The organism is Xanthomonas sp. D-36-1 (assembly GCF_017746155.1).
Classification (GTDB): domain Bacteria; phylum Pseudomonadota; class Gammaproteobacteria; order Xanthomonadales; family Xanthomonadaceae; genus Xanthomonas; species Xanthomonas cissicola.
Genome location: NZ_JAGHWR010000111.1, coordinates 1 through 24,717 on the forward strand (window position 1 = coordinate 1; position 24,717 = coordinate 24,717).

12 protein-coding genes and 3 pseudogenes are annotated in these 24,717 nt (G+C 67.8%); 4 read left to right on the forward strand and 11 right to left on the reverse strand.

The window, feature by feature from the left end:
* Positions 1-185: 185 nt before the first annotated feature.
* From J7367_RS21140 to J7367_RS21150, 3 genes are all read right to left on the reverse strand, one after another.
* Complete coding sequence (locus tag J7367_RS21140; RefSeq protein WP_057661070.1) at positions 186-662, reverse strand: nuclear transport factor 2 family protein; 477 nt, start codon at positions 660-662, stop codon at positions 186-188.
* Between the two features lie 62 nt (positions 663-724).
* Positions 725-1,294 carry a TetR family transcriptional regulator gene (locus J7367_RS21145; protein ID WP_057661069.1) on the reverse strand — a complete coding sequence of 190 codons (570 nt, stop codon included), beginning with the start codon at positions 1,292-1,294 and terminating at the stop codon, positions 725-727.
* A gap of 120 nt (positions 1,295-1,414) precedes the next feature.
* Positions 1,415-1,987, reverse strand: a complete 573-nt coding sequence (locus tag J7367_RS21150; RefSeq protein WP_057661067.1) for a TetR/AcrR family transcriptional regulator — start codon at positions 1,985-1,987, stop codon at positions 1,415-1,417.
* An 84-nt stretch (positions 1,988-2,071) separates the two neighbouring features.
* Between J7367_RS21150 and J7367_RS21155 the strand changes: the two genes are divergently transcribed.
* Complete coding sequence (locus tag J7367_RS21155; RefSeq protein ID WP_057661065.1) at positions 2,072-2,815, forward strand: glucose 1-dehydrogenase; 744 nt, start codon at positions 2,072-2,074, stop codon at positions 2,813-2,815.
* On the opposite strand, the gene J7367_RS21160 is transcribed toward J7367_RS21155, so the two are convergent.
* Positions 2,812-3,174 (reverse strand): hypothetical protein, encoded by a 363-nt coding sequence (locus J7367_RS21160; RefSeq protein WP_057661063.1) that lies wholly within the window; start codon positions 3,172-3,174, stop codon positions 2,812-2,814. The genes J7367_RS21155 and J7367_RS21160 overlap by 4 nt on opposite strands.
* Before the next feature lie 111 nt (positions 3,175-3,285).
* A pseudogene (locus J7367_RS22405) lies at positions 3,286-3,798 on the reverse strand (hypothetical protein).
* 569 nt (positions 3,799-4,367) lie between these two features.
* On the opposite strand from J7367_RS22405, the gene J7367_RS21165 reads away from it, so the two are divergent.
* The 3 genes from J7367_RS21165 to J7367_RS21175 all read left to right on the forward strand — a co-directional run bounded on the left by J7367_RS21165 (position 4,368) and on the right by J7367_RS21175 (position 7,063).
* On the forward strand, positions 4,368-4,700 hold the full coding sequence (locus J7367_RS21165) for a hypothetical protein (protein ID WP_003482333.1): 333 nt from the start codon (positions 4,368-4,370) through the stop codon (positions 4,698-4,700).
* A 190-nt stretch (positions 4,701-4,890) separates the two neighbouring features.
* Positions 4,891-6,816, forward strand: a complete 1,926-nt coding sequence (locus tag J7367_RS21170) for a M61 family metallopeptidase (RefSeq protein WP_057661061.1) — start codon at positions 4,891-4,893, stop codon at positions 6,814-6,816.
* Positions 6,817-6,883: 67 nt separating this feature from the next.
* Positions 6,884-7,063, forward strand: coding sequence for a hypothetical protein (locus J7367_RS21175; RefSeq protein ID WP_039574549.1), 180 nt, complete (start codon positions 6,884-6,886; stop codon positions 7,061-7,063).
* 102 nt (positions 7,064-7,165) lie between these two features.
* On the opposite strand, the gene xopQ is transcribed toward J7367_RS21175, so the two are convergent.
* The 6 genes and pseudogenes from xopQ to J7367_RS22570 all read right to left on the reverse strand — a co-directional run.
* Entirely contained in the window at positions 7,166-8,554 is a 1,389-nt protein-coding gene (xopQ, locus tag J7367_RS21180; RefSeq protein ID WP_057661057.1) for a type III secretion system effector XopQ, read from the reverse strand.
* A 667-nt stretch (positions 8,555-9,221) separates the two neighbouring features.
* A pseudogene (locus J7367_RS21185) lies at positions 9,222-11,585 on the reverse strand (AAA family ATPase); the annotation flags it as partial.
* A 202-nt stretch (positions 11,586-11,787) separates the two neighbouring features.
* Positions 11,788-15,840, reverse strand: coding sequence for an exodeoxyribonuclease V subunit beta (recB, locus tag J7367_RS21190; protein WP_057661052.1), 4,053 nt, complete (start codon positions 15,838-15,840; stop codon positions 11,788-11,790).
* Positions 15,837-19,241 carry an exodeoxyribonuclease V subunit gamma gene (recC, locus tag J7367_RS21195; RefSeq protein ID WP_057661074.1) on the reverse strand — a complete coding sequence of 1,135 codons (3,405 nt, stop codon included), beginning with the start codon at positions 19,239-19,241 and terminating at the stop codon, positions 15,837-15,839. The genes recB and recC overlap by 4 nt, the downstream gene beginning before the upstream one ends.
* 349 nt (positions 19,242-19,590) lie before the next feature.
* Entirely contained in the window at positions 19,591-24,333 is a 4,743-nt protein-coding gene (locus J7367_RS21200) for a putative Ig domain-containing protein (protein ID WP_343124458.1), read from the reverse strand.
* A gap of 18 nt (positions 24,334-24,351) precedes the next feature.
* Positions 24,352-24,651 (reverse strand): annotated as a pseudogene (locus J7367_RS22570) (Ig domain-containing protein,Calx-beta domain-containing protein); the annotation flags it as partial.
* Between the last annotated feature and the right edge of the window lie 66 nt (positions 24,652-24,717).

Here is a 24,717-nt window from a genome sequence, read left to right on the forward strand (position 1 = left end):
TGTTCAGACCTTCCTTAGGCGTCATTATGCGCAGAGTTGGGAACACGGTCAGGTTGCCCTTTATAAATGAATCTGACGCCGTTGCTCTTGTAGCAACCCTGCATGCCACTGAGGCGTGCTAGGGCGAACAAAAGCCCCCGTGCAGAACCACCACCGAGAGCTTTCATCTCATTCGCGTAGACCCCTCACATACCCAGATCAGACAGCCCCGGATGATCATCCGGGCGACGGCCCAGCGGCCAGTGGAACTTGCGGTCGCTTTCCTTGATCGGCATGTCGTTGATGCACGAGAAGCGGCGCTCCATCAGGCCATCGGCGCCGAATTCCCAGTTCTCGTTGCCGTAAGAGCGGAACCAGTTGCCTGAGTCGTCGTGCCATTCATAGGCATAGCGCACAGCGATACGGTTTTCGGTAAAGGCCCACAGCTCCTTGATCAGGCGGTACTCCAGCTCCTTGTTCCATTTGCGCGCAAGAAACTGCCGCGCTTGTTCCCGGCCGTTGGTGAACTCGGCACGGTTGCGCCATTGGGTGTCGAGCGAATAGGCAAGCGACACCTTGTCGGCATCGCGGGAATTCCAACCGTCTTCGGCGAGTCGTACCTTTTCGATCGCCGATTCGCGGGTGAAGGGGGGAAGCGGCGGTCGCGTGTGAGCGTTGGACATGGCAAAGCCTCCAATCGAAGTGGATACATCGTCGTTTGAGATTGCGGCGGAGCGTCAGGCCGCTAGCGGACGGCCTGTTTTATCAACAACTGCGCGATATCCCGTGCGGTGTCTGCGGCGTCCTCGTCGCCCATCACGCGCGAGAGGGTGATTGCGCCTTCCATGAGAAGCAGCAGCTGGCGGGCCAGTGCGACCGGCTGCGTGATACCCAGTTGCCCGGTCAGTTCCTGCGTGTAGTCGAGCAACTTCTGTTTGTGATGCTTGGCGATCTTGCGAATTGGATCGTCGGGGTCCCCGACTTCGCCTGCGGTATTGATGAACGCACAGCCGCGGTAACCGGCAGACTGGAACCATTCCTCGAGCACCGTGAACATGCGCAGGATGCGCGCCTCGGGGCTGCCGGCCTTGTCGCACTCGTGCCTGAACCACTCGAGCCAACGGACGTCGCGTGCGTTCAGGGCAGCGGCGGCCACCTCGTCCTTGTTGTCGAAGTGGCGGTAGATGCTTTTCCGCGCCACGCCTGAGGTCTTCACCAACAGGTCCATGCCGGTGGCATGGATGCCGTGCTGATAGATCAGCGCCTCAGCCGTTGCCAGGATCTTCTGTTGTGTGTCGTTTGTTGGCTTGTCCACGACGCCAAGGTAGAACGATCGTTCTCCCCTGTCAACGACTGCGCGTTGCGTGGGTTCCGAGCCCTCACCACCCAAACGAACGATCGAGCAATCCGGACGTCATCGTGCTGGCCGACCGACTTAGGCAGCCGTTCCCATCCGTGGCGCTGCGATGCCGTCGACGAACAACCCGATCAGGTGCGCGATGCGCGTCCTTGGCGAGCCGAGCTGTTCGGTGGCCAGCGATGTCGCGATGGCGACGACGACGAGATCGTCGAAGGAAACATCGCGGCGGACGAGGCCGGTCTTCTGCGCGCTGCGCAAACGCTGCTGCCCTTCCTTGCTGACGGCCTCGCACCCTGGCGTGCCGCTCTGCAGCACGGCGCCGAGCGACGCAGCCAGCCCACGGTAGACGCTGGTGTGCAGTGCCAGATCCTCCAGATACGCGCGCAGCGCGGCCAGCGCGTCGAGCGAACAGGCGCGCGCGTGACTGGAAGCCGCCAGCGACAGGAAGCGCCCGCTATAGGCCGCGGCAAACAACGACTCGCGTGTGGGGAAGCGCCGATACAGCGTGCCGATGCCCACACCCGCGCGCTTGGCGACGTCTTCCATCGAGGCTTCGGCACCGCGCTCCAGGAACACCGCCTCGGCTGCGGCGAGCAGGCGCTCGCGGTTTCGTTGGGCATCGGCGCGCAAGGGGGTGTCGGCGGTCAATGGGCTGTTCCGGCGTGACTTGTGGAAGTGGAGGCTACCTCCATATACTAAGTGGAACAATCCTCCACTTACCAAGGAAGCACGATGGGCAAGCGATTCGACGGCAAGGTGGTCGTGGTCACCGGCGGTACGGACGGCATTGGGCTGGTGACGGCGCGGGCGTTTTCGGCCGAAGGCGCGCAGGTCTACATCACGGGCAGGCGGCAGGACCGGTTGGACGCCGCGGCGGCGGAGATCGGCGGCGGCGCGGTGGGCGTGCAGGGCGATGTCGGCGTGCCCGAGGACATGGACCGCCTCTATGCGCGCATCCAGCAGGAGCACGGCCGGCTGGATGTCGTCTTCGCCAACGCGGGCGTTTCCGAGTCGGCCGCGCTTGGCGAGATCGACGTTGCGCACCTGGAGCGCCTGTTGGCGACCAACATCAAGGGCACGGTCTTCACCGTACAGAAGGCGCTGCCGTTGATGGCGAGCGGCGGCGCTGTGATCCTGGCCGGCTCTGTGGCTGGCAGCAAGGGCATCGGCGCGCTCTCGGTCTACAGCGCGACGAAGGCGGCCATCCGCTCGTTCGCGCGCACCTGGACGAGCGACCTGAAGAGCCGCGGCATCCGCGTGAACGTGGTGTCGCCCGGCATGATCCACACACCGGCCATGCAGACCTACCTGCAAGCCAATGCAGGGGCCGAGGACGCGTTCAAGCAAATGATTCCGTTCGGGCGTTTGGGCGACGCCGAAGAGATCGCCGAGGCGGTACTGTTCCTGGCCTCGGACGCGTCCAGCTTCATCGCGGGGCACGAGTTGTTTATCGATGGCGGAGTCATGGCGATTTAGGCCGCCTGCAAGAGCGCTGCGATCAGCCAGAGCGACCGCGCGCTCGACCGCTCGCAGGTGGCGGTTGTCGCCATGTTTGCTGGAGACACGTCCGGATTTACTTCAGTGGCTTTCTCCGATGGTCGCCACCGATCCGGCGATGCCGGTCGCTCGTCGCCCAGCCGCTGGGGAGTGACGGTATCTACCAAACCTCGCATCTGCCGGGTTACATCAAGATGCGTTCGCCTAGCCGGCCTGGTGGTCTGGGCGAACGGTGCATCGCAGGCGGGCACCATGTCGCTTTGTGTGCTGATCGTGCATAGCGACACATAGAACCGATGGATCTGCTCCAGCGTGGCGCCGAACCTGTCGCGCGACATTTAGTGAAACCTGAGCGCGGTTTTTCCGGTTTCCTGCCTGTGCCATGTCGAGCACTCCAGCCGTCTAGCGAACGATCGTCGTAAGCGCCTGGAATGTAGTCCAACGGTCGATCACGACGCCGAACGCGCGACCGTGCAGTGCTGAGCCACGCACACGATGGCAGTGATTGTGCCGCCTGCGCCCGCAGACCCCGCGTCGCTCACAGTGCCGCCAAGGCGTTGAATGAGCGCCACCATCGGAGCCAGGTTGTCGCCCCCGTTGTTGGTCCAGGTGCCCGGAAGTTCGCTGGCTTGGCTTCGGAATCGATTGGCCCGCTGCTGTTCTTTCGCTGCCGGGTTCGGATTTTCCGTTGGCCCGATTCAAATCAACGATCACGCCGACATGCGGGCCGTCCTAGAAGACAACGTTGAAGATCAGGTTTGTCCGATCTGGATTGGTCAGCGACGCGGTGATTCCGGAGCGTGTGGCCTGTTGTATCCGCAAGCTGCTGCCCGTGGCAGATTCAACCATTGCCCTGAGGTTTGCATCGGTCACGTCGTCGTCTGCGCTCTTCTCGCGCGCATGGGATTCAAGCCCAGCGTGTCGACCGGAATAGTGTCGATAGGTCGAATGGTGGCCCCCATCGACTACGTGAAACGTGTGCGCGTTTGCGACCTATTGAGTCGCCTTGGCTTGTGGCGCCTGCTGCCGCACGATGGGTGTCGGTGGAGCTTTCACCGCCGCGGGCACGGTGTCGTCTGGTCCGACGTACCACTGTTGAACCAGGTTATCTTTTACGTTGTAAACGATATGGGTGCCAGGCCCCCTGCTCACTGCTTCAGCACGAAAATCGCTGTCTACCTGGCAGGTGTCGCACCGGATTGCAACGGCCTGGGCACAAACCGAGACAACGGCACATCCTGTCGCCAGCACAGCTATCCATATGTACTTCACGATATCTCCGTCATTTCTACGAATGCAGTTCAAACAGCGTATTTGAGACGGTACCTTGTCGCAACAGCTCGGCAGGGGATGCGTTTCGGCCTTGGCGGGTAAGGCGCGGGAGCAGATGCAAAATGGACGTCAACAAGAGTCGGGTCGACGTCTTCTAACCTCATCAACGCGCGCATCGGAAGGCTGGGCGAATACGCCTTGACCTCCCATACATCCCCCACCCGCCATCCTCGCTGCGGCCTCAACTGGAGAACGCACGATGATGAAGTGGATGGGCACCGCGCTGGCCGCGGCACTGTTGATGAGCGGTTGCGCCAAGGTGGAAGGCGAGAAGTTCGTTGGTCACTGGGTCAACCTGCAGTCGCAGGACGAGACGATGGACATCGAGCGCAATGGCGAGACCTTCATGGTCCGCAGCACCACGCCGAAGTTCTTCAGCCGCCAGCCCAAGACCGAGAGCTACCCGGCGGTCTACAAGGACGGCGCGCTGCAGGTCACCAACGATGGCGAGACGGTGAATTTCGCCATCGACGAAAGCAACGGCCACCTCAATACCGGTGGTGAGCAGTACGAGCGCGTGCCGGCCAAATAAGGCCGCAGCTGTCGCCGGCACCCGCGTGCAGACCCCGACGGTCGTACGCGGGCGTTCGGCAGGTGGGCAGGTGTGTGCGTCATTCGATGCGGATGAATGCGCCGAAGCGAGCTGGAGCAGCGTGCTGTCTTCAAGATGGCTGCGTGGTGTTGCAGGCGTATAGGATCACGGCCTTGTTCGAGGCCATGCGATGCGCATCCATTCAAGACACATCCCCCGTTTCTGCCTTGCGCGTGCGTCGGTCTTAGCGGTGGTGCTTGCACTGTTCGCTGGCCAGGGGTTTGCGCAGGCCGGTAACGGCCCGACGTACGTTGCCCCGGCGCCGGCAGTTGCGCCGCCGGTGGACCACGCATTTGCCGGGGTGATGCGCGTGGACGTGGATGCCACCGATGTAGCGCGCCGCATCTTCACTGTGCACCAGCAGATACCGGTAGACGGCAGCGGCGCGGTGACGCTGCTGTATCCACGTTGGGAGGCCGCCAGCCACGGGCCCAGCCTGACGGTCACCGATCTTGCCGGCCTGGAGGTCAGTGCAGCGGGGCGCCGCCTGCCATGGCGGCGCGATGGCTATGAGCCGCATGCCTTCCATGTGGAAGTGCCGGCCGGGACGCAGCAAATTGAGGTGCGGTTCCAGATGCTGGCCGGCGGCGAGTTGCTGACACGCGACATCGTGTCCGTGCCCTGGCAGCGGTTGCTGCTGTACCCGGCCGGTTGGTATGCCAGGAACATTCCGGTGGCCGCCATGTTGACGCTGCCGGGCGGGCTGCGGCCGTTCAGCGCCTTGGACGTGCAGCGCGCGGGCGGCACGCACTACGCCTTCAAGACGACATCGCTGGAAACGCTGCTGGATGCGCCGGTGCTTGCGGGCCGGTATGCCGCCCAGCTACCGCTGGCCGGGGAGGTGTCGCTGGATATCGTGGCGCAGCGGCCCGCCGACCTGCAGGTGCCGCCCGCACGTGTGGCCGAACTGCAGGCGTTGCTTGTGCAGCTACGTGCGGTGTTCGGCCCGCCGCCGTTTGCACGCTACGAAATCCTTGCGCGGCTGGGCGACGAGGGGTCGGCCGGCGGCACCGAGCATCGCGCGTCCAGCGAGAACGGTCTGGCGTCGTCGCATTTCCAGGACTGGCCGGGCCAGATCCTCTCGCGCGACCTGATCGCGCACGAGATCGTGCATGCCTGGAACGGCTTTTACCGGACGCCTGCCGATTTATGGGCACCGACGCCGAACGTGCCGGTCTCCGGAAGCCTGCTGTGGATGTACGAAGGACAGACCGAGTTCTGGGGCCGCGTGCTGGCGACGCGTGCCGGCCAGTTCACGCCCGATGAGGTGCGCGACCGCCTGGCGCTGGAAGCAGCGGAGATCGCAGCGCGGCCCGGGCGGGCATGGCGCTCTTTGTCCGACGACGTGCACTACCCGGCTTTCATGTTGCGCCAGCCGGTGGCGTGGCGCGACTGGCAACGCCGGCGCGATTACTACTCCGAAGGGGTGATGCTGTGGCTGGCAGTGGATGCCGAACTGCGCACGCGCAGCGGGGGCAGGCGCAGCATCGACGATTTCGCGCAGCGCTTCTTTGCCGGCGCCGCGCCGGACGCACCCACGCGCACCTATACGTTCGAGGACATCTGCGCCACGTTGCATGCGGTAGCGCCAGTGGACTGGGCAGGCTTCCTGCGCGGGTGGATCGATGCCCACGACGAACTGGACACCACGCGCGGCCTGACCCAACACGGCTGGGCGCTTGTCTACACGGACACGCCGACTGCGGCGTTCCGTGCCAGCGAAGAAGAAGCTGGCGTTGCCGATCTCACCTACTCAATCGGATTGACGGCGCGCGCCGACGGCATGCTGCGCACGGTGGCCTGGAACGGCCCCGCCTTCGCCGCCGGGCTGCGGCCGGGCACGCGCGTGTCGACCGTCAATGGATCGCCGTTCTCGCAGGACGCGTTGCGCGATGCGGTGCGCGGCGCGGCACGCCGCCCCATCGTGTTGGGCATTGCGCAGGACGGGCAGCGCGCGGACGTGCAGATCCAGTACACCGGGCCGCTGCGCTACCCACGGCTGGAACGGCTGGCCGGGCGGCCCGATACCGTTGCCAGGCTGCTTGCGCCACGCTGAGGCGATGGGCGCCGGCGGCCGCCACCCGGTGTCACGTACTCCACTGCGCCAGACCCTCTGCCCTTCGATGGCGCACAAGCCTTACAGTGCGCTGGCACGCCGGGTCCGGCGCTGCCAGCGCGTTCAATCCAGCAACCACGAGGGTGTCATGAGCAAGGGGATGGACCAGAAGAAGAACCAGAAGAAAGAGCCGACCAAGACGCTGAAAGAAAAGCGCGCGGCCAAGCAGGAAAAGAGGGGCAAGTAAGCCGCCCGACCTGGTCGCAGGCGGACGAATTGGAGGGGATGCCCAACCTCGCGCTTCGCGGATGACGCCGGACGGCGCCACTCCGCGAATGCTGCCAACTGCTCAGCGCGCGTGTTGCCCCTGGTCCTGCTGGGCGAGCGCGGCCTTGGCCAGCGCCGACAGCAACAACCTGGCTTTTTCCGGACGCACAACCTCGGCGTGTCCCACGTGCTCCACCGGGCTGGCTCCCTCGCGGTGCATGGGCGTTGGCTGGAACAGCAGGCGCGCGGTGCCGGGCAGCGCCGCCAGCAAGGTCAGCGGATCGTAGAGATTGAGCTTGGTCACCTGCGGCCAGATGGCGTCGAAGCTCATGGCAGCTTGCCGACCCGCTGCCGCAGCCTCTTGGGCTTCTGCTGTGACGAACGTACGGAAGAACCACGCCGAATCCAGGCCGGGGATCAGGTTGGCCTGGATGCCTTCCCACAGGCCTTTCAAGGCGTTTTTCTGGACATCGCGCAGGTACTCGCCCACGGGGTGGCCATTGCGTGCGATGCCTTCGTAGAACGCCGGCAGCACGGCGGCCCTGTAGGCAGCCTCCTTGCTCAGGATGCGCAGGGGAATGCCGAGTTGCTGCGCGCGGCGGTAGAGCGCACGGGCGGCGTGGATGTCGGTGGCGTTGTTGTAGGCACGCGTGTCCGGTTGCACGAGGCCATCGGCGTCTTTGGCCGGGTCGATGCCTCCCATGATGGTGATGGACGCGACCTTGTCCCGCACCAGATCGCCCGCCTCGGCAAGCAGGGCGCTGGCATCGGTCATTCCGGCGATGACCACCATGCCGAGCTTGTGGGGCGAGCTCGCCAGGCGCTGACGCATCGCACCGACGCCATCGGTGTGCACCGCGTCCGGCGCCGCACGCAGCGCGGCTCCCTCGGCGAGGAACTTGGAATGCTCCCGGGCCTGCGTGGGCGTCATGGGATAGTCCTGGCCGCGCGCGACGCGCACATCCGGCAAAGCCAGGCGATCGAAGACACCTTTTGCCAGCTGCGCGCGTTGCGATCGCATGGTGGCATCGCCCAGGGTGACCACGACATCGGTCAGACGCAAAAAGCCTTCGACCTGCAGCTGCTTGGCGATGGTGTAGGTCTCGACATCGTCGGGGTCCTTGTTCGGGTCGGTGAACAGCAGCGTGTCCAGCGGGAGCTGCGGCCGGTGCAGACGCAGCTCCCGCAGCACGGCCGCCTCGGTGGGCGTCAGCACGGGCGTGTCGGCGACGCCGAGTTCGGCCAGCATGCTGCGCTGGGCAGGCGTCAATCGCGCGGGCAGGCTCTGCGTGCGTCGGTGCCGTGGCGCGTCCGGGCGGGGAGCACGGCCAATCATCGCCTGCAAGGCATCCGGCGGCGCCGCGGCTGCGGAGGACTGTGCCTGCGCGGAGACGGGTGGAGGATCGCGCAGGTCAGCCGTCATGTCTGCGCTGGGCAAGCCGGCGGTGGAACGGATTGCGGTGGGCTGCATGGGAGGACCTCTGAGAGTGAACGGCGGTGCTGGCAGCCCTTGTCGGCAACACGACAGAACCGGTGCTCACGCTCATGCGTGCACAACGCTGCACGAACAGTCGCGCGTTCGCGCTCACGCGTGCGTCAGTGGGCGGCGGCAATGGCGTGCGGCGCGATCACGCGGTCGAGCGGGCGGCCAGGCTCGCAACGTTACCCACGTCCAGCACAGCACCATGGCGGCGTGGTGAATTCCTGTGTGCGGCGACGAAGAGACACCGACAGGCCCGCCGCCGCATCAACCCGACCCCACGTCGGTGTTGGCGAGCAGCGCACGCGCCGTGCCGAGGTCGTCGTACTCGCGTGCTTCGCTTGGCACAGGCCGACGCTGAACGCTATGTCGGGGACTGCCATGGCATCCCATAGCGCCTGCGCGATGCGTGGCTGATTCTGACTGTCTCAGAAGCGTTGGATTTACTGGACACGATCGCTTCTCGTCCAGTGCCTCACGCCACAAGCACGTTTTACCTGTTGCTGACTCAGAGGCCTTCTTTTCCTTGGTTATCTCTGCATCTGTTCATACGTTTTCCACATCAGAATAGAGAGCCCTGGATGGGATTGCCCAACACGGTTGGCGTTGTTGCTCGCAAAGGTGATGCAGCATCAGCAGTGGATTGCATTTGCTCCCCACCCAACCGCCACGCCAATCCCGAGATGCGTGCGGCGTGGCGTGCCAGTGCACTACGGATGACCGCTTCGCTGCCGGCCAGGTGCAGGGCGCGGCGGGCGCGGGTGATGCCGGTGTAGAGCAGTTCGCGGCTGAGTACGCGGGCATCGCGGATGGGCAGTTGCAGCCAGACCTCGTCGAATTCGCTGCCTTGGGCCTTGTGCACGGTCATGGCGAAGGCGCTTTCGTGGGCGGGCAATGCGGCGGGGTGGAAGCCGCGCACCTGGCCGTCGCCGTCGCCTTCGAACCAGGCGACCAAGGGGCCTTGGGCACGGCTGTCGGGGGCGGGGGCGTCACGGTGTGCGCTGTCGCCAGCGTGGCCCGGCCTTGACGGTGCCGCGTGACCGCGCGCGGTCACGGCCCTTGCCTCGCCCTGGACGAGGGAAGGGCCCGCGTCGCTGCGGCCAGGCAAGGCGCCCGGGTCGCTGCGCAGGCAGATGCCGACATCGCCATTGAACAGGCCGTGGCGGTAGCTGTTTTCGGTGATCAGCAGCAGCCGGCCCTGGAACCAGGGCGAGGCACCACCCAGACGGCGGGCGCCGGAGCCGGTGTCGGCCAGCAGTTGTTCGATGCGGGCGTTGAGGCCGCGTGCGCCGTGCGGGCCGGCACGCACGGCGGTGAGCAGGCGCAGGCGGCCGGCATCGCGCAGTGCGGCGGCGGGGTCTTGCGCGTTGGCCAGCGCGCGCCAGTGGGCGAGCAAGGCGTCGCGGCCGAGGGCCAGCGGGTCTTCGCCGTCTTCGTGGAAGTGCACGCCGGGCAGTTCGCCGCTGCGCAGCAGGGTCAGCGCGGTGTCGGCGTCGCCGGCGCGGATGGCGTCGGCCAGTGGAGCCAGTGCGAAATCCTCCGCCTGGCGATAGCCGCGCAGCAGATGCACGCGGTGGCCGGCCAGGCCGCCGCTGCGGGTGGCGGAGGCGACCGCAGACGGACGCTCGACGGGCGCGCTGCCGAGCAGTGGTTGCAGTGCCTGGGCGTCTTCGGGCTGCAGGGCATCGCCCGGGCCAGCGGCCTGCAGGATGGCGGCCAGCACGTCGCCGGCTTCCACCGAAGGCAGCTGGTCGGCATCGCCAAGCAGGATCAGCTGGGTGCCATCGGCGACGGCTTCGACCAGCTTGCACATCAGCGGCAGGTCGACCATGGACGCTTCGTCGACGACGATCAGGTCCAGCGGCAGCGGGTTGTCGGCGTCGTGGCGGAAGTGCGGGGAATCCGGGATGACGCCGAGCAGACGATGCAGGGTGCTGGCGCCGCTGGGTAGCAGCGCTTCCCAACTGGGCGGCTCGCCCTGTTCTGAGGGTGCATGCGGCTGCGGTCGCTTCGGCGAGCCTGTTTGCGGGGCTGCCTGGGCAGCATGCGTCGGCGGTTCCAATCCTGCTGCGGTGGACGCGAACGCGGACGCGTCGGGTGCGGCGGCGTTGGTCGGGCGCGTGGACGTGCTGAGGTCGGCGCTCTTCGATGACGTGGCGAACGACTCGGCGGCCGGGAGCCGGATACCGTCGGCGATGGCACGCGCGATGGCGGCGCGCAGGCTTTCGGCCATGCGCTCGGCGGCGCGGCCGGTGGGTGCGGCCAGGGCGATGCGTGGGGCCGGGGTGTTGGACGCGTGTGCCTGCGCAATGCGCAATAGCAGCAGGCGGGCGATGGTGGTGGTCTTGCCGGTGCCGGGGCCGCCGGTGACCAGCAGTAACGCGCGGCGTAGCGCGAGAGCCGCGGCCTGGGCCTGGCGGTCGGGGGTGTGGGATGGCGTGGGGGGGATTGGGTCGTGGAGGGATGGCGCGGGCAGGCCCGTCCCCTCACCCGCCCTTCGGGCACCCTCTCCCGAAGGGAGAAGGGTTCGGTCGGTGGTGCGAGGGGTTTGGGTGGCGTTCGGGAACAACTGCGCGAACAGCGGCGCCAGCGTGGCGGCGTCGACCGGCGGCGGCGCTTGCGCGGCGATGCGTTGCAGGCCCAGGGCCAGGCGGCGTTCGTACTCGCGATAGCGGCGCAGGTAGAGCAGGCCGCGTTCGAGGACGAGCGGGCAATCGGTGGCGGCCGGGGCCTCGGGCTGCGGTTGGTCGACCCAGCGCGAGGCGGCCAGGCTGCGTTGCCAGTCGGCGGGGTCCGGGAAGGTAGGCGACGGGCCGTCGCGCGCGTCCAGCAACATGGCGGCGCGGGCGGGGTCCAGGCCGGCGTGGCCGCTGGTGACCGCCAGCGAGGCAAGCGCGGCGCCGGCCAGCACCTGTGGGTCGGTGTCCGGGGCCAGGCGTTGCAGGCTTTGTGCGAACGCCAGATCCAGGGTGCGCAGGGCGCCGCTCTGGTTGAGGGCGGTGAGCAGGTTTGGGTGGGTCATGGCGTTGGCATTCCATCAGCGAACGCGCGCCCGCACCCCGTCATGCTCCGCGCACCTGTGCTGGCGTGCGGTGCGCTGGCATGCGGTGCGGGCGCGCAGCAGCGTTGACGCCAGTGGCTCGTGGGCGGTGCCTGCTCGGCGCGATCGCTGAGAGACGCGAACGCGGTGCGGGCCGGCCATGCGACTGGCGTGGTGCATTGGTTCATGGGTCAGGCGTTCCCTCGGCGGACGTAACCTCACCCCAAGCCCTCTCCCGGGGGGAGTGGGGCGCGAGGCCGTTGGCGGAACCTTGTTCTAGCGCGTCATTGGACAGGCCATCTGTAGGCTTGCCAGTGAACAAGGCGTCCAGGGCGTGCACCAGCGCTGGTTCGAAGCGCCAGGCGTAGATGCCCGGTGCCGGATCGCCAAGCGGCGCGAGCGCACCGCCGGCGGTTGGGGCGCCAGCGTTCCGCGCGGAGTCGGGTCTGTCGCCCGTGGAAGCGCGGGTGGGTGCGGACGTGCGCTGGCCCGCGATGGAATGGCCAAGGGTTTCGGCACCGGATTCCGACCCGGCAGCTGCCGCATGACGCCCGGCATCCAGGCCGCGACAGAACAGATAGCGCACGCCGCCGAAGTCGCGGGCGTAGTCGTAGGCCTCGCCCAGGCGGAAGCGCAGCCAGCGGTGCAGGGCCACGGTGTAGATCAGCGCCTGCAGTTCGTACTCGCTATGCGCCATGGCCCGCGCCAGGGCGGCGGCGGCGTAGCTGGGCAGGCGGTTGGATTTGTAGTCCAGCACATACCAGCGCCCGTCCACGCTGTAGGTGAGGTCGATCAGGCCGGTCATCAGGCCTTCCAGGCGCTGGCGCGCGCCGAAGGCCTGGCGGTCGCCGACCACGCCAAACCGATGCAGCAAGGCGAGCAACGCATCGACGCGGGTGGGCCGCATGGCGAAATGGAATTCCATCTCGTTGCGGCGCTGCAGTTCGGGCACGTCGGCCAGGCGGGTGCCTTCGGGCAATGCGACGGTGAGCGTGTGGCCGATCAGCGCGGTGAGCATGCGCAGGCCGTCGTCGAGGTCATCCTTGGCGTAACCGCCGCGTTGCAGGGCCTCCAGGATGGGTGCGGCCTGGCCGTCGGGCGCGGGTTGGCCCGGTCGCCAGGCCTGCCAGGCGGCGAAGTCGCAACGTTCGAACACGTCGTGCATCACCACGCCGAAGCGGTTGCCGGCAAAGCGCGGATCGAACGGTTCGGCATCGGTGGCAACGGCCACGGCAACCGCCTCGCTGCCGGACGGTTCATCGCTGCCGCCGCTGCCGACGACGGTAGCGCTGGCCATCGGGTCGGTGGCCGCGCCGGCATCGGCGTTGGCCAGCTGGGTGAAGCTATACACCCACCACTCGGGTGCGATGTGACGCTGCGGATTACGCGCGAGCGGCACCTGCGCCTCGCTCGGAGCCGGCAGCCGCGGCAGGTGGGCCGGCGGCGTGCTGGTGTCCACCACCACGGTGCCCTCGCCCGCCGCGCCCTGCAGCGCATCGAGCGCACGCAGCATGGCCGACAACGCGGTGCGTTCGTGCTGATGGAACGGGCCGCTGGCGATCCACAGCGCGTGCTCGGCGCGGGTGAGGCCGACATAGAGCAGGCGCGCGTCTTCGGCACGTTGTTCCTGCTTCCAGGCGGCTTCGGCGGCGCTCCAGCTCGGGTCGTCGCGCTCTGTCTTCCAGTGCAGCTGACGGCCGAGCTCCGGCGCATGCACCACGCAATGGCGGCCGGCGCCCTTGTCGCTGCGGCCGATGCCGATATACGGCAGGAACACCAGCGGATATTCCAGGCCCTTGCTCTTGTGCAGGGTGACGATCTGCACGCGGCGCGCATCCGATTCCAGCCGCAATTGCTGGGCTTCGTCGTTGTCGTCGGCATTGGCGATGCGCCGCGACAGCCAGTCGACCAGGCCATGCGGGCCGAGTGCGCGCGCATCGGCTTCCTGCAGCAGTTCGGCCAGTTGCAGATAGTTGGTGAGGCGGCGTTCGCCATCGACCAATGCGAGCAGACGTTGCCCGTGCGTGGCGCCGAGTTCGCCGATCAGGGCGAGCGGGCCGCCGCGCTGCCAGCGTTCGCGCCAGTCCAGCGCCTGTTGCTGCCAGCGGCGGTGACGCTCGCCGTCGCGTTCAAGTGCGGCGATGGCGATGGCGTCCTCGCCGATCAACACCGTGGCCAAGGCGGCGCGCAGGCGGCTGTCGTCGCCCGGGTCGAGCAAGGCCTGCAGCAAGGCGAGCAATTCCAGCGCCTCTTCCGTGGCGAACAGGCTTTGCTTGCCGGCGGCCACCGCCGGGATGCCCACCGCGCCCAGCGCCTGCTGGATGCGCGTGGCCTCGCCGTGGCTGCGCACCAGCACGGCGATATCGCCGGCCTGCACCGGGCGGCCGCACACCGTGGCCGTGCCGTCGCGGCCACCGGCCAACCAGCCGCGGATCGCTGCAACGCAGGCGGCGGTCGCCAGCTCGCGTGCGCGGCCGGCGCTCCAGGGCTTGGGCTTGCCTTTCGCAGGCGGCGGCGGTTCCGGCGCGCGCCACAGGGTCAGTGCGGGCGCAGTGACGCCCTCGCATTGCAGGTCTTCATCGACGCGCTTGGTACCAGCCCGCACCGGGTGGAAGGCAATGCCGTCGGTGAGAAAGGCCTCGGCGTAGCCGGCCTGTGCGTACAGCGCGTCGATGGCCGCCAGCACGCCGGGGCGCGAGCGGAAGTTGTGGCTCAGCGGCGGCGCCGGTTCGGCGGTGACGGCCGCGGCCAGATAGGTGCGCACATCGCCGCCACGGAAGCCATAGATGGCCTGCTTGGGGTCGCCGATCAGAAACAGCGCCGGTTCCAGCCCTACTGCTTGTGCGAGTGGGCCTTCGCCGAACACATTGGAAAAGATCGACCACTGGCGGTCGTCGGTGTCCTGGAATTCGTCCACCAGCGCGATGGCGTATTGCGTGCGCAGGCGTTTGACCAGGGCGTCGGCCTGTGCGCCCTGCAATGCGTGCGCGACGCCATCGACCAGGTCGTCGTAGGTCTGCACGCGGCGTTGCCGCTTGAGCAGCGCCAGCCGTGCGATGGCATCGTCGCGCAGCGCGTGCAGCAGCGCGACACGGCGACGGCTGCGCCACGCTTCGACACGCGCCAGCGCGGTGAGATAGCCATCGATCTCGTGGCTCATTGGCGAGGCCGGCGTGCGATCGACAAACTTCTTGTTGGTGCCGGCGGCCAGCTCCGCGGCGGTCAACTTGAGCAGTTTGGCGTGTGGCGCGGTGTTGGACGATGGCGCGGCAGCGAAGTGTTCGAACCAGTGCCACAGCGATGCCAGCCACTCGGGTTTGTAGCTGACCTTGCTCAGGATGCCGCCCTCGATGGCCGACATGATGGCGTCGAAAAATGCGGTGCCATGCCTCTGGAATGCGTCAGCCAGTGCGTTGGCCGCCACGTGCACGGCCTGCAGCAAGGCGGCCGCATCGTCGGTGGTTGCGGCGGCCGCCGGCAACAGCGTCGGGTGCCGCACCAGCGCGCGCAGATCGCTGGCCAAGGCCTCGGGGCCGCCCGACCACAGGGCGATGAGATCTTCGGCCATCACCGCATCGGCGGCGCGCTGCCGCCACAGATCGGCCGCGACTTCGCCGAGCAATTCGCGATCGTTGGCGAGCAATTCCGGCGCGGCGAACGCCTGCCCGCTTTCCAGCGCGTGTTCGCGCAGCACGCGCGCGCAAAAACCGTGGATGGTGAACACCGCGGCCAGATCGATTTCTTCCACCGCCTGCTGCAGGCGGCGACGCAAGGCGGCGGGCGTTTCGCTGGCGCCGGCCAGATGCGTGGCGAGGATGGCGCGGGTGAGCAGGATGTCGGGGGTTTCGTGCAGGAGCCGACCTGGCCGCGACGGGTCGTCGGCGAGGTCGGTCGCGGCCTGGGTCGCTCCTACAGAAGCCGGTGGGGCGTCGGGCGACTGGATTGCGGACGACTCGCTCGCGGCCAGGTCCGCTCCGACGAGAGGCGATGGAGCATCGGGGACCAGGTTTGCGGCCAGCACCAGGCGTTCGCGGATGCGGCGGCGCAGCTCCTGCGTGGCCGCTTCGGTAAACGTCACTGCGAGGATCTGGCCGATCCGCAAGCGGCGTTCGACCACCAGCCGCGTGAACAGCGTAGCTAGCGTAAAGGTCTTGCCGGTGCCGGCGCTGGCCTCGATCAGGCGCACGCCGTGCAGCGGCAACTGCAGATACGGGTCGGTGACGGGGCTGATGCTCATTCGGCATCCTCCTGTGCGCCGTGCCAGTGTCGCCAGCTGTCGATCACGCGCTCGGTCTCGAGCGGCGCGCCGGTGTACCCCTGTTCGAGCAATGCATACACACGATGGCTGGTGGTGGCGAACGCGGCGAAGCGTTGCGCGTCGGCAAACGGGTCGCGGCCGCGGGTGACCAGGCGCAGTTCCGGGCTATGCGATTCGCTCCAGCCAAAGCCCGATTGCCATTGCCCTGCCGCCTCCTTGATGGCCTTGTCCAGGTCGCCGCCGCGCGCGGCCTGGTGATATTTCCAGCTGCTGTACGGCGCGAAGGCCAGCGGTGTCTGCAGGCCCTGGCGATACAGCTGCAGCAGCTCGGCCAACGCTGTCTGCGCCTGCGTTTGCGACAGCGGTTGTGCATCGATGGGATGCGGGCCCAGGCCGTCGTCGTGTTCGAAGAAACGCACGTATGGCGCGTGTTCGCCGGCGGCGCGGAGCAGCAGCCATTCCAAACCATGACCAATAGCGCTACGGCCGCTGAGCGCGCCGACCTGCACGCGCCCCACGCCGCTTGCGTACCAGCCCGGAAGACGGCCGTGCAGTTCGATCTCGCCAATCTGCACCTGCAGCCGGCGCGACTGGGCCGGGGACTGGCCACGCCACTGCCGGAATGCGTCGGCATACGGGCGCAATTGCGCCACGCGCTCGTCGAGCTGGCGCCGCCCCAGCGGGCCGGACGGCAGCAGCGCACGCGCGCGCAGACGCTCGTACAGGTGCTCGGTGTCGCCGGCCAGGGCGGCTTCGAATACCTGCTGCTGCAAGCCGTATTGATCCAGCCCACGCGTGGGTGCGAGCAACGGTTCCAGATCGCTGTCCTCGCCGGCCGGATCGGGCAGGCGCATGCCCAACCGATGACGCAGGAACTGCCCGGCCGGATCGGTCAACAAGCGGCGCAGCGCGTCGATGGACATGCTGGTCGGCAAGGCGATCTCTTCGGCCGGCAATGCACCGGCCACCCACGGCGCCAGCGGCTGCCGCTGGCCGACCAGGCTGTCCACCGCCGGCCGCCATTGCCGGCGATAACTGAAACGGCGCGGGTCGGCGCCGTCGTCGCCCAGCGCACCGAACGCAGCAGCGGCGAATGGCTGCAACGGGTGCCGCACCACCAGCGTGTCGAGCGCGTTGCTGGCGGCGTGGTACTGCGCAGCGCTTGCCAGCAATTCGCTGACCAGCACCGACGGCTCGCGCACGCTGCCATCGCGCGCATCGGCACCAAGATAGCTGAGATAAAACACCTCCTGCGCGGAGGCGAACAACTGCAGGAACAGGAAACGGTCGTCCTCGCGCGTGGAACGGTCGCCGTGCCGGCGACGCTCGGTGCCCAGTTCTGCGGTGAGGCGATTGAGCCCGGCGGCCGGGTCGCGGCGCGGGAAGTCGCCGTCGTTCATGCCGAGCAGGCAGATCACGCGGAACGGCAGCAAGCGCATCGGCACCATGCGCCCGAAACTGATGCCGCCGGTGAGCAGCGGCGCACGTGTATCCGATTCGCCCAGCACCGCGGCAAAATGCGCACGCACCACCTCGGCCGGCACCTTGCCGGCGTACTCGGCGCGTACCGCATCGCGGGCAAACTGGTCGATCAAGGTGCGCAAGCGATCCAGTGCGCGTTGCGCGCGCGGCGCCGTCGGCGTGGTCGGCATCAATGTCTCGAGCAGGCCCAGCAAACGCTCGCGCCACTCGACCGGTGTCATCGCCTCGGCCAGCGCGGCTTGATGCCGTTCGAGCACGCGCAACAGTCGCAACAAGGTGTCGAGTGCGGCCAGTGCGCTGCCTTCCAGCTGCGGCCACGGCGCCACCCCATCGATGTCCTCGTCGGCGCCGCTGGCATGGCCGAGCAGCAGCCGATCCAGCGCGAAACGCCAGGTGTAGGCATCGTCGCCCGGTGCCTGGTGCTGGCGCCGGTGCGCCGCATCCAGGCCCCAGCGCGCGCCGGCGGCGTGCAGCCAATTGCGCAGGCGTTCCAGCCCGGCTTCGTCCAGGCCGGCGGCTTCGGCGATCGGCGCGCTGGCCAGCAGGTCGAGGATTTCATGCAGCCCGAAACGCGCGATCGGCAAACCGAGCAAGGTGAGGAACACTTCGGCCAGCGGTTCGCTCGCCAGCGGGCTGGCATCGGCCAGCGCATAGGGCAGCGCGTCATCGTTGCCATGGCTGCCGAACACCGCGTCCAGATACGGCACGTACGGGTCGATGTTGGGCGACAGCACCGCGATCTCGCGTGGCTGCAGGGGCGGGTCGAAGCGCGCGTCGTCGAGCAGCGCGCGCAGCTGGTCGTGCAATACCTGCAACTCGCGCAGCCGCGTGTGGCAGGCGTGCACCTGCAGGCTGGGGTCGTGCAGATTCACCGCCGGCAATCGCGCGTCGGCTGCAGGCCCGCGGCGATGGAACAGATCGCTCTGCATGTGCCGCAACAGGCTGTCACCCAGCCCGCCATCGGCCAGCGTGCGGCGACCGGAGTCCAACGGGTCGGCGTAGGCGGCAATTTCCGCCAGCGGGTGCACCACTTCGTAATCGCCCACCAGCGCCATGAAGTCGCGCCCGGCTGCGCCCCAGGCCTGCAGCAATGGGTTTTCCTGCACCTGCTCGGCGAACAGTTGCATGGCGCCGTCTTCGCGCCGGCGTTGCCGCAAGGTCTGCAGGTCGCCCCAGTAGCCCTGCGTCGGAGTGGGCAGATAGAAGTGCAGCGTACCGACGCGCGCCTGCGTGGCCAGCACGCGCAAGACGTCCGGCGAGATGTTCAAGATGGCGAACGCGAACACGCGCGGCGGCAGGCCTTGCGGCAACGGACCATCGGCACGCGCGTAGCGATCCAGATACTGGCCGATGCGCCGTGCGCGGTATTGCCGGCCGGCGGCGATGCTGCGCCACAACCGTGCCTGCGGGTCGTCCGGGTCAGCGCCCCCTTCCCAGCGCAGCAGCCAGTCGCGGCGCCATGCCTGGTATTTTTCGAACACGCTGGCCAGCTCGCCGGCCAGCGCCCACGGCTTGAGCGCATCGCCGTCGGACAGATAGCCGGCCAGTGGCGCCAACGCAGCATCGCTGCCCAGGTCCGATTGCAGGGCCGCATACAACCGCCACTGCGTGGTGGCCATGTCCAGGTCGTCGTCGGCCGCGCCGAGGTTGCGCTCCAGCGCGCGCGCGACGAATTCGCCGGGCGTGAGAAATTCCAGATTCGCCGCAACACCGTGCTCGGCCGCAAGCGTGGACTGCAACCAGCGCCGCATCGCCACCTGCGGAATCAGCACCACCTCCGGCTGCAGCAACGGCTGCCCGGGCATCGGCCGGCGCAATTCCTGCGCGAGCAAGGCGGCCAAGGTATCCAGCGCATTGGATGGATAAAGACGGAAATCGGGCGCGGAAGTGGCGTGCATGCGTGGCGCATTGTGCCGGATGCGCGCGTGAGGCGTTGTTTGCCGCCGTGTCGGCGCCGAGGTGGCCACGCTGAGGCGCAAAGGCCGCACGGCATCGCGCACCGGCGCTGCGCGAAAGATGCCGATCGACCGCACGTCCCGCTTCAACGACTGCGATCAGGCATCACACCGCATGCGACGCACTGCCATCGTCACGCGCAAGCCCTGGAACCGCCAAGCGCCGCCCTGCACCGCGCAGATACGCAGCATCGCCACCGTGCGTACCCGGCGACGCGCTCGCCCTCAAGGCGATGGGCCGGGGTATTCGCCCGGCCCATCGCCTTGCATGACTGCATGGCTTGCAACCCGATCAGTATTTCTTTTCCAGATTGATCATCCAGGTCTGATCGTTGTTGCTGTCGCCGTCGGTGATGCCGCGGTATTCCAGCCGCGTCGACAGGCCCTGTTCGGTCAGCAACGCCGCACCGATGCCCACCATCAACCGGTTGCGGTCGAACGCGCTCTGCGCAGTGCGATAGAACGGGCCGCCGGTGAGGTCGGCGTAGCTCAGGATCGCATCGCCACGGCCCTGGAAGTCGCGCTGATACTCCACGCGCAACTGCGGGGTCAGCCGTCCCCAGGCAACCTCGCGACGCCATTCCAGACGCAGGCCGAGATTTCCGGTGGTGGTGGCCACATCCATGTCGGCATAGCGCAGCGCGAACGGTGCCACGCCTTCTTCCACATAGCCGTCCAAGGTGGCGCGTGCCACATCCACACGTGCGTACGGGGTGATCTGCAGCGTGCCGCGTTGCAGGTCGGCGCCGGTGGACAGCGAGGCGATCCACTGCTTGCCGTCGCGGTTGCCCTCGGCCAGCGAGCTGTCATCGGTGACGAAGCGGCGCAGGTCGTAAGACAGCAGCTGGTAGCCGACCAAGGTGTCGAAGAAGAACGCCTTGCCCGGATGGAAGCTGGCATACAACGCCATCGTGTAGGCGGTGGCCTTGCTATGGCTGCCGTTGCTGCCCACATCGCTGTCGTCCCGGCCCCAACCCAGGCCCGCACCGATCGCCAGCGACGGCGCAACACGGTAGTCGGCACCCACGCTCAACCCATCGGTCTGGAAATCCACACCGTTGCTGTTGGTCTGCCGGTTCAGGCTGCCCGAGCGGATTGCGCCGCCCACCCACAGCCCCAGGTCGCCCTGCGTCTGCGCGCTGCTGCCGGTGCTGCCGGTCGCCGCGGGCGCATCGCGGAAGTCGTTGTCGGCGTCCTGCGTGTCCGGGCTGCACGGCTGCGCACTGATGCCGCGGTCGGCCTGGCGGCAATGCGAGGTCGGCTGGAAGCTCACTGCGTTGGTGAAGCTGCTGCCGCCGCGATGCGTGGCCTCCAGACGGCGCTGGAAGTTGTCGATCTGCGCCCGCGCAAAACGTCGCGTGGACTCGGACTGCGCATCGATCAGGCCACGCACTTCCGCATCCACGCTCGGGTCGCGCCGTGGCGCGATGTTGAACACCACCGTGGCCGGGGCCGAGGTGGCGAATGCGTTGGACAAGGTGAACTGCACCGTGGCCTGGCCAACGAAGGCCGGGTTGGGCGTAAAGGTCAGCGTAAAGGTCGGCGTCTCGGCCATTGCAGTGGCTGCAGGCGACAGGCCGGAGGCACGCGCCGCCGCCGCACTGGCGGTGCCGCCCACGCGGGTGATGGTGGCGGTACCGGCCGAGGCCGGCAACACCGCAACCACCGCAACCACCGCAGCAGCCACGAACGGCCCGCCGGTTGCGTTACGGGTGATGTCCACCTGTTGCGCTTCGCCCGGCACTGCCGCTGCAGTCACCGACACCGCCACCGGCCGCACGTTGACCGTGATGGTCAGCGTCACCGCTGCCGAGGTGCCACCTGCGCCGCTGGCGGTATAGCTCAACACGTCGGTGCCGGCAAAGCCGGCGTTCGGCGTGTAGACCACTTCCAGCCCGTTGACCACGGCCGTGCCGTTGGTGGGCGCGCTGGCAATGGCGATCGCGGTGATGCTGCCGGTGTCGTTGGCGGTGACCGCTGCGGTGACGGCGGTGTCGGTCATGGTGGCGGCAACATCGGCCACCGCCACCGGCGCTGCATCGTTCACCGTGAAGGTGTAGGCCTGCGTGGCGCTGGCGTTGCCCGCATCGGCCACCGCAATGGTGAAGGACGAGGTGCCCTGTACCGTTGGCGTGCCCGACAGCGTGCCGTCGCTGGCCAGCGTCAATCCGGCCGGCAACGCGCCACTGGCGATGCTGTAGCGGTACGGTGCAATGCCGCCGCTGGCGGTGAGCACCTGGTTGTAGGCGGTGCCACGCACGGCCGCCGGCAAGGTGGGCTGCGCCAGCACCAGCGTTGCGGCATTGATGGTCAGCGAGTAGCTCCGGCTGGCCTGCGCGGCGGGGCTGGGCGTGCTGTCGGTGACCGTCAGGGTGAAGGTGAAGGTACCCGACACCGTCGGTGTCCCGCTGAGGCCGCCGGTTGCAGCGTCCAGTACCACGCCACCCGGCAGCGCGCCGGCGGTGACGGCATAGCTGTACGGCGCAGTGCCGCCGGTGGCCGGCGTGACGGCAGCCGCATAGGCCTGCCCGGCGGTCCCTGCAGGCAAGGCGGATGCCGGCAACACCAGGTTCGGGCCAGCCACGGTCAGGCTGTATGCCTGTGTGCCGGTGAAGCTGTTCGCGTCGGTGGCCTGCACGGTGAAATTGAACGTGCCTTCCACCGTTGCCGTGCCGGACAAGGTGCCGTTGCTGGCCAAGGTGATCCCGGCTGGCAATGCACCGCTGGTGATCGCGTAGGTGTAGGCCGCCGTGCCGCCGCTGGCAGTCAACGTCTGGCTGTAGGCCGTGCCGCGCGTGGCGCCCGACAACGTGGTCGGCGCTACGACGACTTGCGGGGCAGCAATGCTCAGAGAATAGCTGCGCGATGCCTGCGCTGCGGGGCTTGGCGTGCTGTCGGACACCGTCAGGGTGAAGGTGAAGGTACCCGCCGCCGTCGGCGTGCCACTCAGCCCGCCGGTGGCCGGATCCAGTGCAATGCCTGCAGGCAAGGTGCCTGCGCTCACTGCATAGCTATACGGCGCAGTGCCGCCGGTAGCCGGCGTGATCGCGGCTGCATAGGCTTGCCCAGCCGTGCCTGCCGGCAACGCGGATGCCGGCAACACCAGGTTCGGGCCAGCCACGGTCAGGCTGTATGCCTGTGTGCCGGTGAAGCTGTTCGCGTCGGTGGCCTGCACGGTGAAATTGAACGTGCCTTCCACCGTTGCCGTGCCGGACAAGGTGCCGTTGCTGGCCAAGGTGATCCCGGCCGGCAATGCACCGCTGGTGATCGCGTAGGTGTAGGCCGCCGTGCCGCCGCTGGCAGTCAACGTCTGGCTGTAGGCCGTGCCACGTGTCGCGGTGGGGACTGTGGACGGCGCCACCGCAATCGTCGGCGCGGCGATGTTCAACGTGTAGCCGCGCGTGCCCTGCGAAGGCGTGCCGCTGGTACTGTCGGTCGCAGTGACGGTGAAGCTGAAGCTGCCCACGCTGGTGGTGGTGCCGCTCAACGCCCCGCTACTGCTGTTGAGCGTGATGCCGGCGGGCAGCGCGCCGGCGGTGAGTGCGTAGCTGTAGGGCGCAATACCGCCGGTGGCCGGCGTGATCGCGCTCGAATAGGCCTGGCCCGCGGTACCGGCCGGCAGCGTGGTGGCCGGCAGGATCACGGTGGCGCCGGCCACGGTCAGTGTGTAGGCACGGCTGCCGCTGGTCGGCGTCCCGCTGTCGGTCGCGGTTGCGGTGAAGTTGAAGCTGCCGCTGGCGGTCGGCGTGCCGGACAGCACACCGCTTGCGCTCAACGTCAGTCCGGCCGGCAACGCGCCAGCACTGACCACGAAGGTGTAGCCCGGGGTGCCACCGCTGGCGGTCAGCGTCTGGCTGTACGCGCTGCCTGCAGTTGCTGCGGGCAGCGACGCCGGCGAGATCGTCACCACCGCATCATCGTTGAGGATGGTGCCGGTGCCGGTGGCGCGGGCGATGGTCGCATTGCTGGCGCCGGACAGGCCAACGCTGAAGGTTTCGTTGGGCTCGACCGCGGTATCGCCATCGACGGTGACCGCCACGCCTTGCGCGGTCACGCCCGGCGCGAAGGTCAGCGTGCCGGAGCGCGCGACATAGTCGCTGCCGGCGGTGGCGGTGCCGTCGGCGGTGGCGTAGTTGACCGTGACCGTCTGCCCGCTGGCAGCGCTCAGGCTCACCGTGAAGGTGGCCGTGGTGGTGCCGCTGTTGCCTTCGTTGACGCTCACATCGTCGATCGACAGCGCCGGCTGCGCGTCGTCGTTGACGATCGTGCCCAGGCCCTGCCCGTCACTCACGGTGGCACCGGTGACGTTGCTGACGTTGACGAAGAACGTTTCATTCGGCTCGGCCAGCGTGTCGCCGTTGACCAGCACGGTGAAGGTGGCGCTGCTGCTGCCGGCGGGGATGGTCCGCCCGGTCAGACTGGAGGCGACATAGTCCACACCCGCAGTGGCGGTGCCATCGGCAGTGGCGATATCGAAGCTGACGCCGCCGGCGCCGGCCGGCGCGCTCAACGACACGGTGAAGGTGGCATTGGTGGTGCCGGCATTGCCTTCGTTCACCGAGACATCGTTGATCGACAGCACCGGCAGGTCGTCGTTGAGAATGGTGCCGGTGGCGCTGTTCGGCGAACCGACCGTGTAGCCACTGCCGGTGTTGAGGCTGATCACCACGGTTTCGTCGGGCTCGACAGTGGTGTCGGCGGTCGGATTGATGGTGATGGTGCCGGTGGTCTGGCCGGCGGCGATCACCAGCGGCGAACTCACCGCCGCATAGTCGGTGCCCGAGGTCGCGGTGCCGCTCACGCCAAAGCCGATGGACAGCGCCGAAGGGGACGGTTGGTCCAGGGTGACCGTGTAGAGGAGGTTGGTGGCGCCGTCCTCGGTCACGCTGGCCGGGGACACCGCGATCGAGGCGACGGGAAAATCGTCGTTGACGATGGTGGCGGTAGCGCTGGCGGGGCTGCCGGTGGAATAACCGGTGCCGCTGGCGACGCTGAAGGTCACCGTTTCGTCGGCTTCCACCGTGGTGTCGGCGATCGGGGTGACGGCGAAGCTGGCCGAGCTGGTATTGGCCGGCACCACCACGCTGGTCGCGGCGCCGGAGTAGTCCGTGCCGCTGGTCGCGGTGCCGCTGCGCGTCAGGTTGACCGTGGTCGCCGAGGTGTTGGTCTGGCTCAGCGTCACCGTGTAGACGAAGGACGTACCGCTGTCCTCGTTGGCGGCGGACGGGCTGACCGCGATGCTGGCCGTCCGCGAAGGGTTGATGGTGATGTTGAAGACGACCTGGCCGTTGTCCTGGTCCAGAAGATAGAACGAGTCCGACGTCGCGCCGTCCCCGTTGTTGGTGTATGTCACCCGCTCAGTGCCTGCGCCATCGAGCTGACCGGTGAGGACGTAGCTAGTCCGCCCTGAACAATTCCG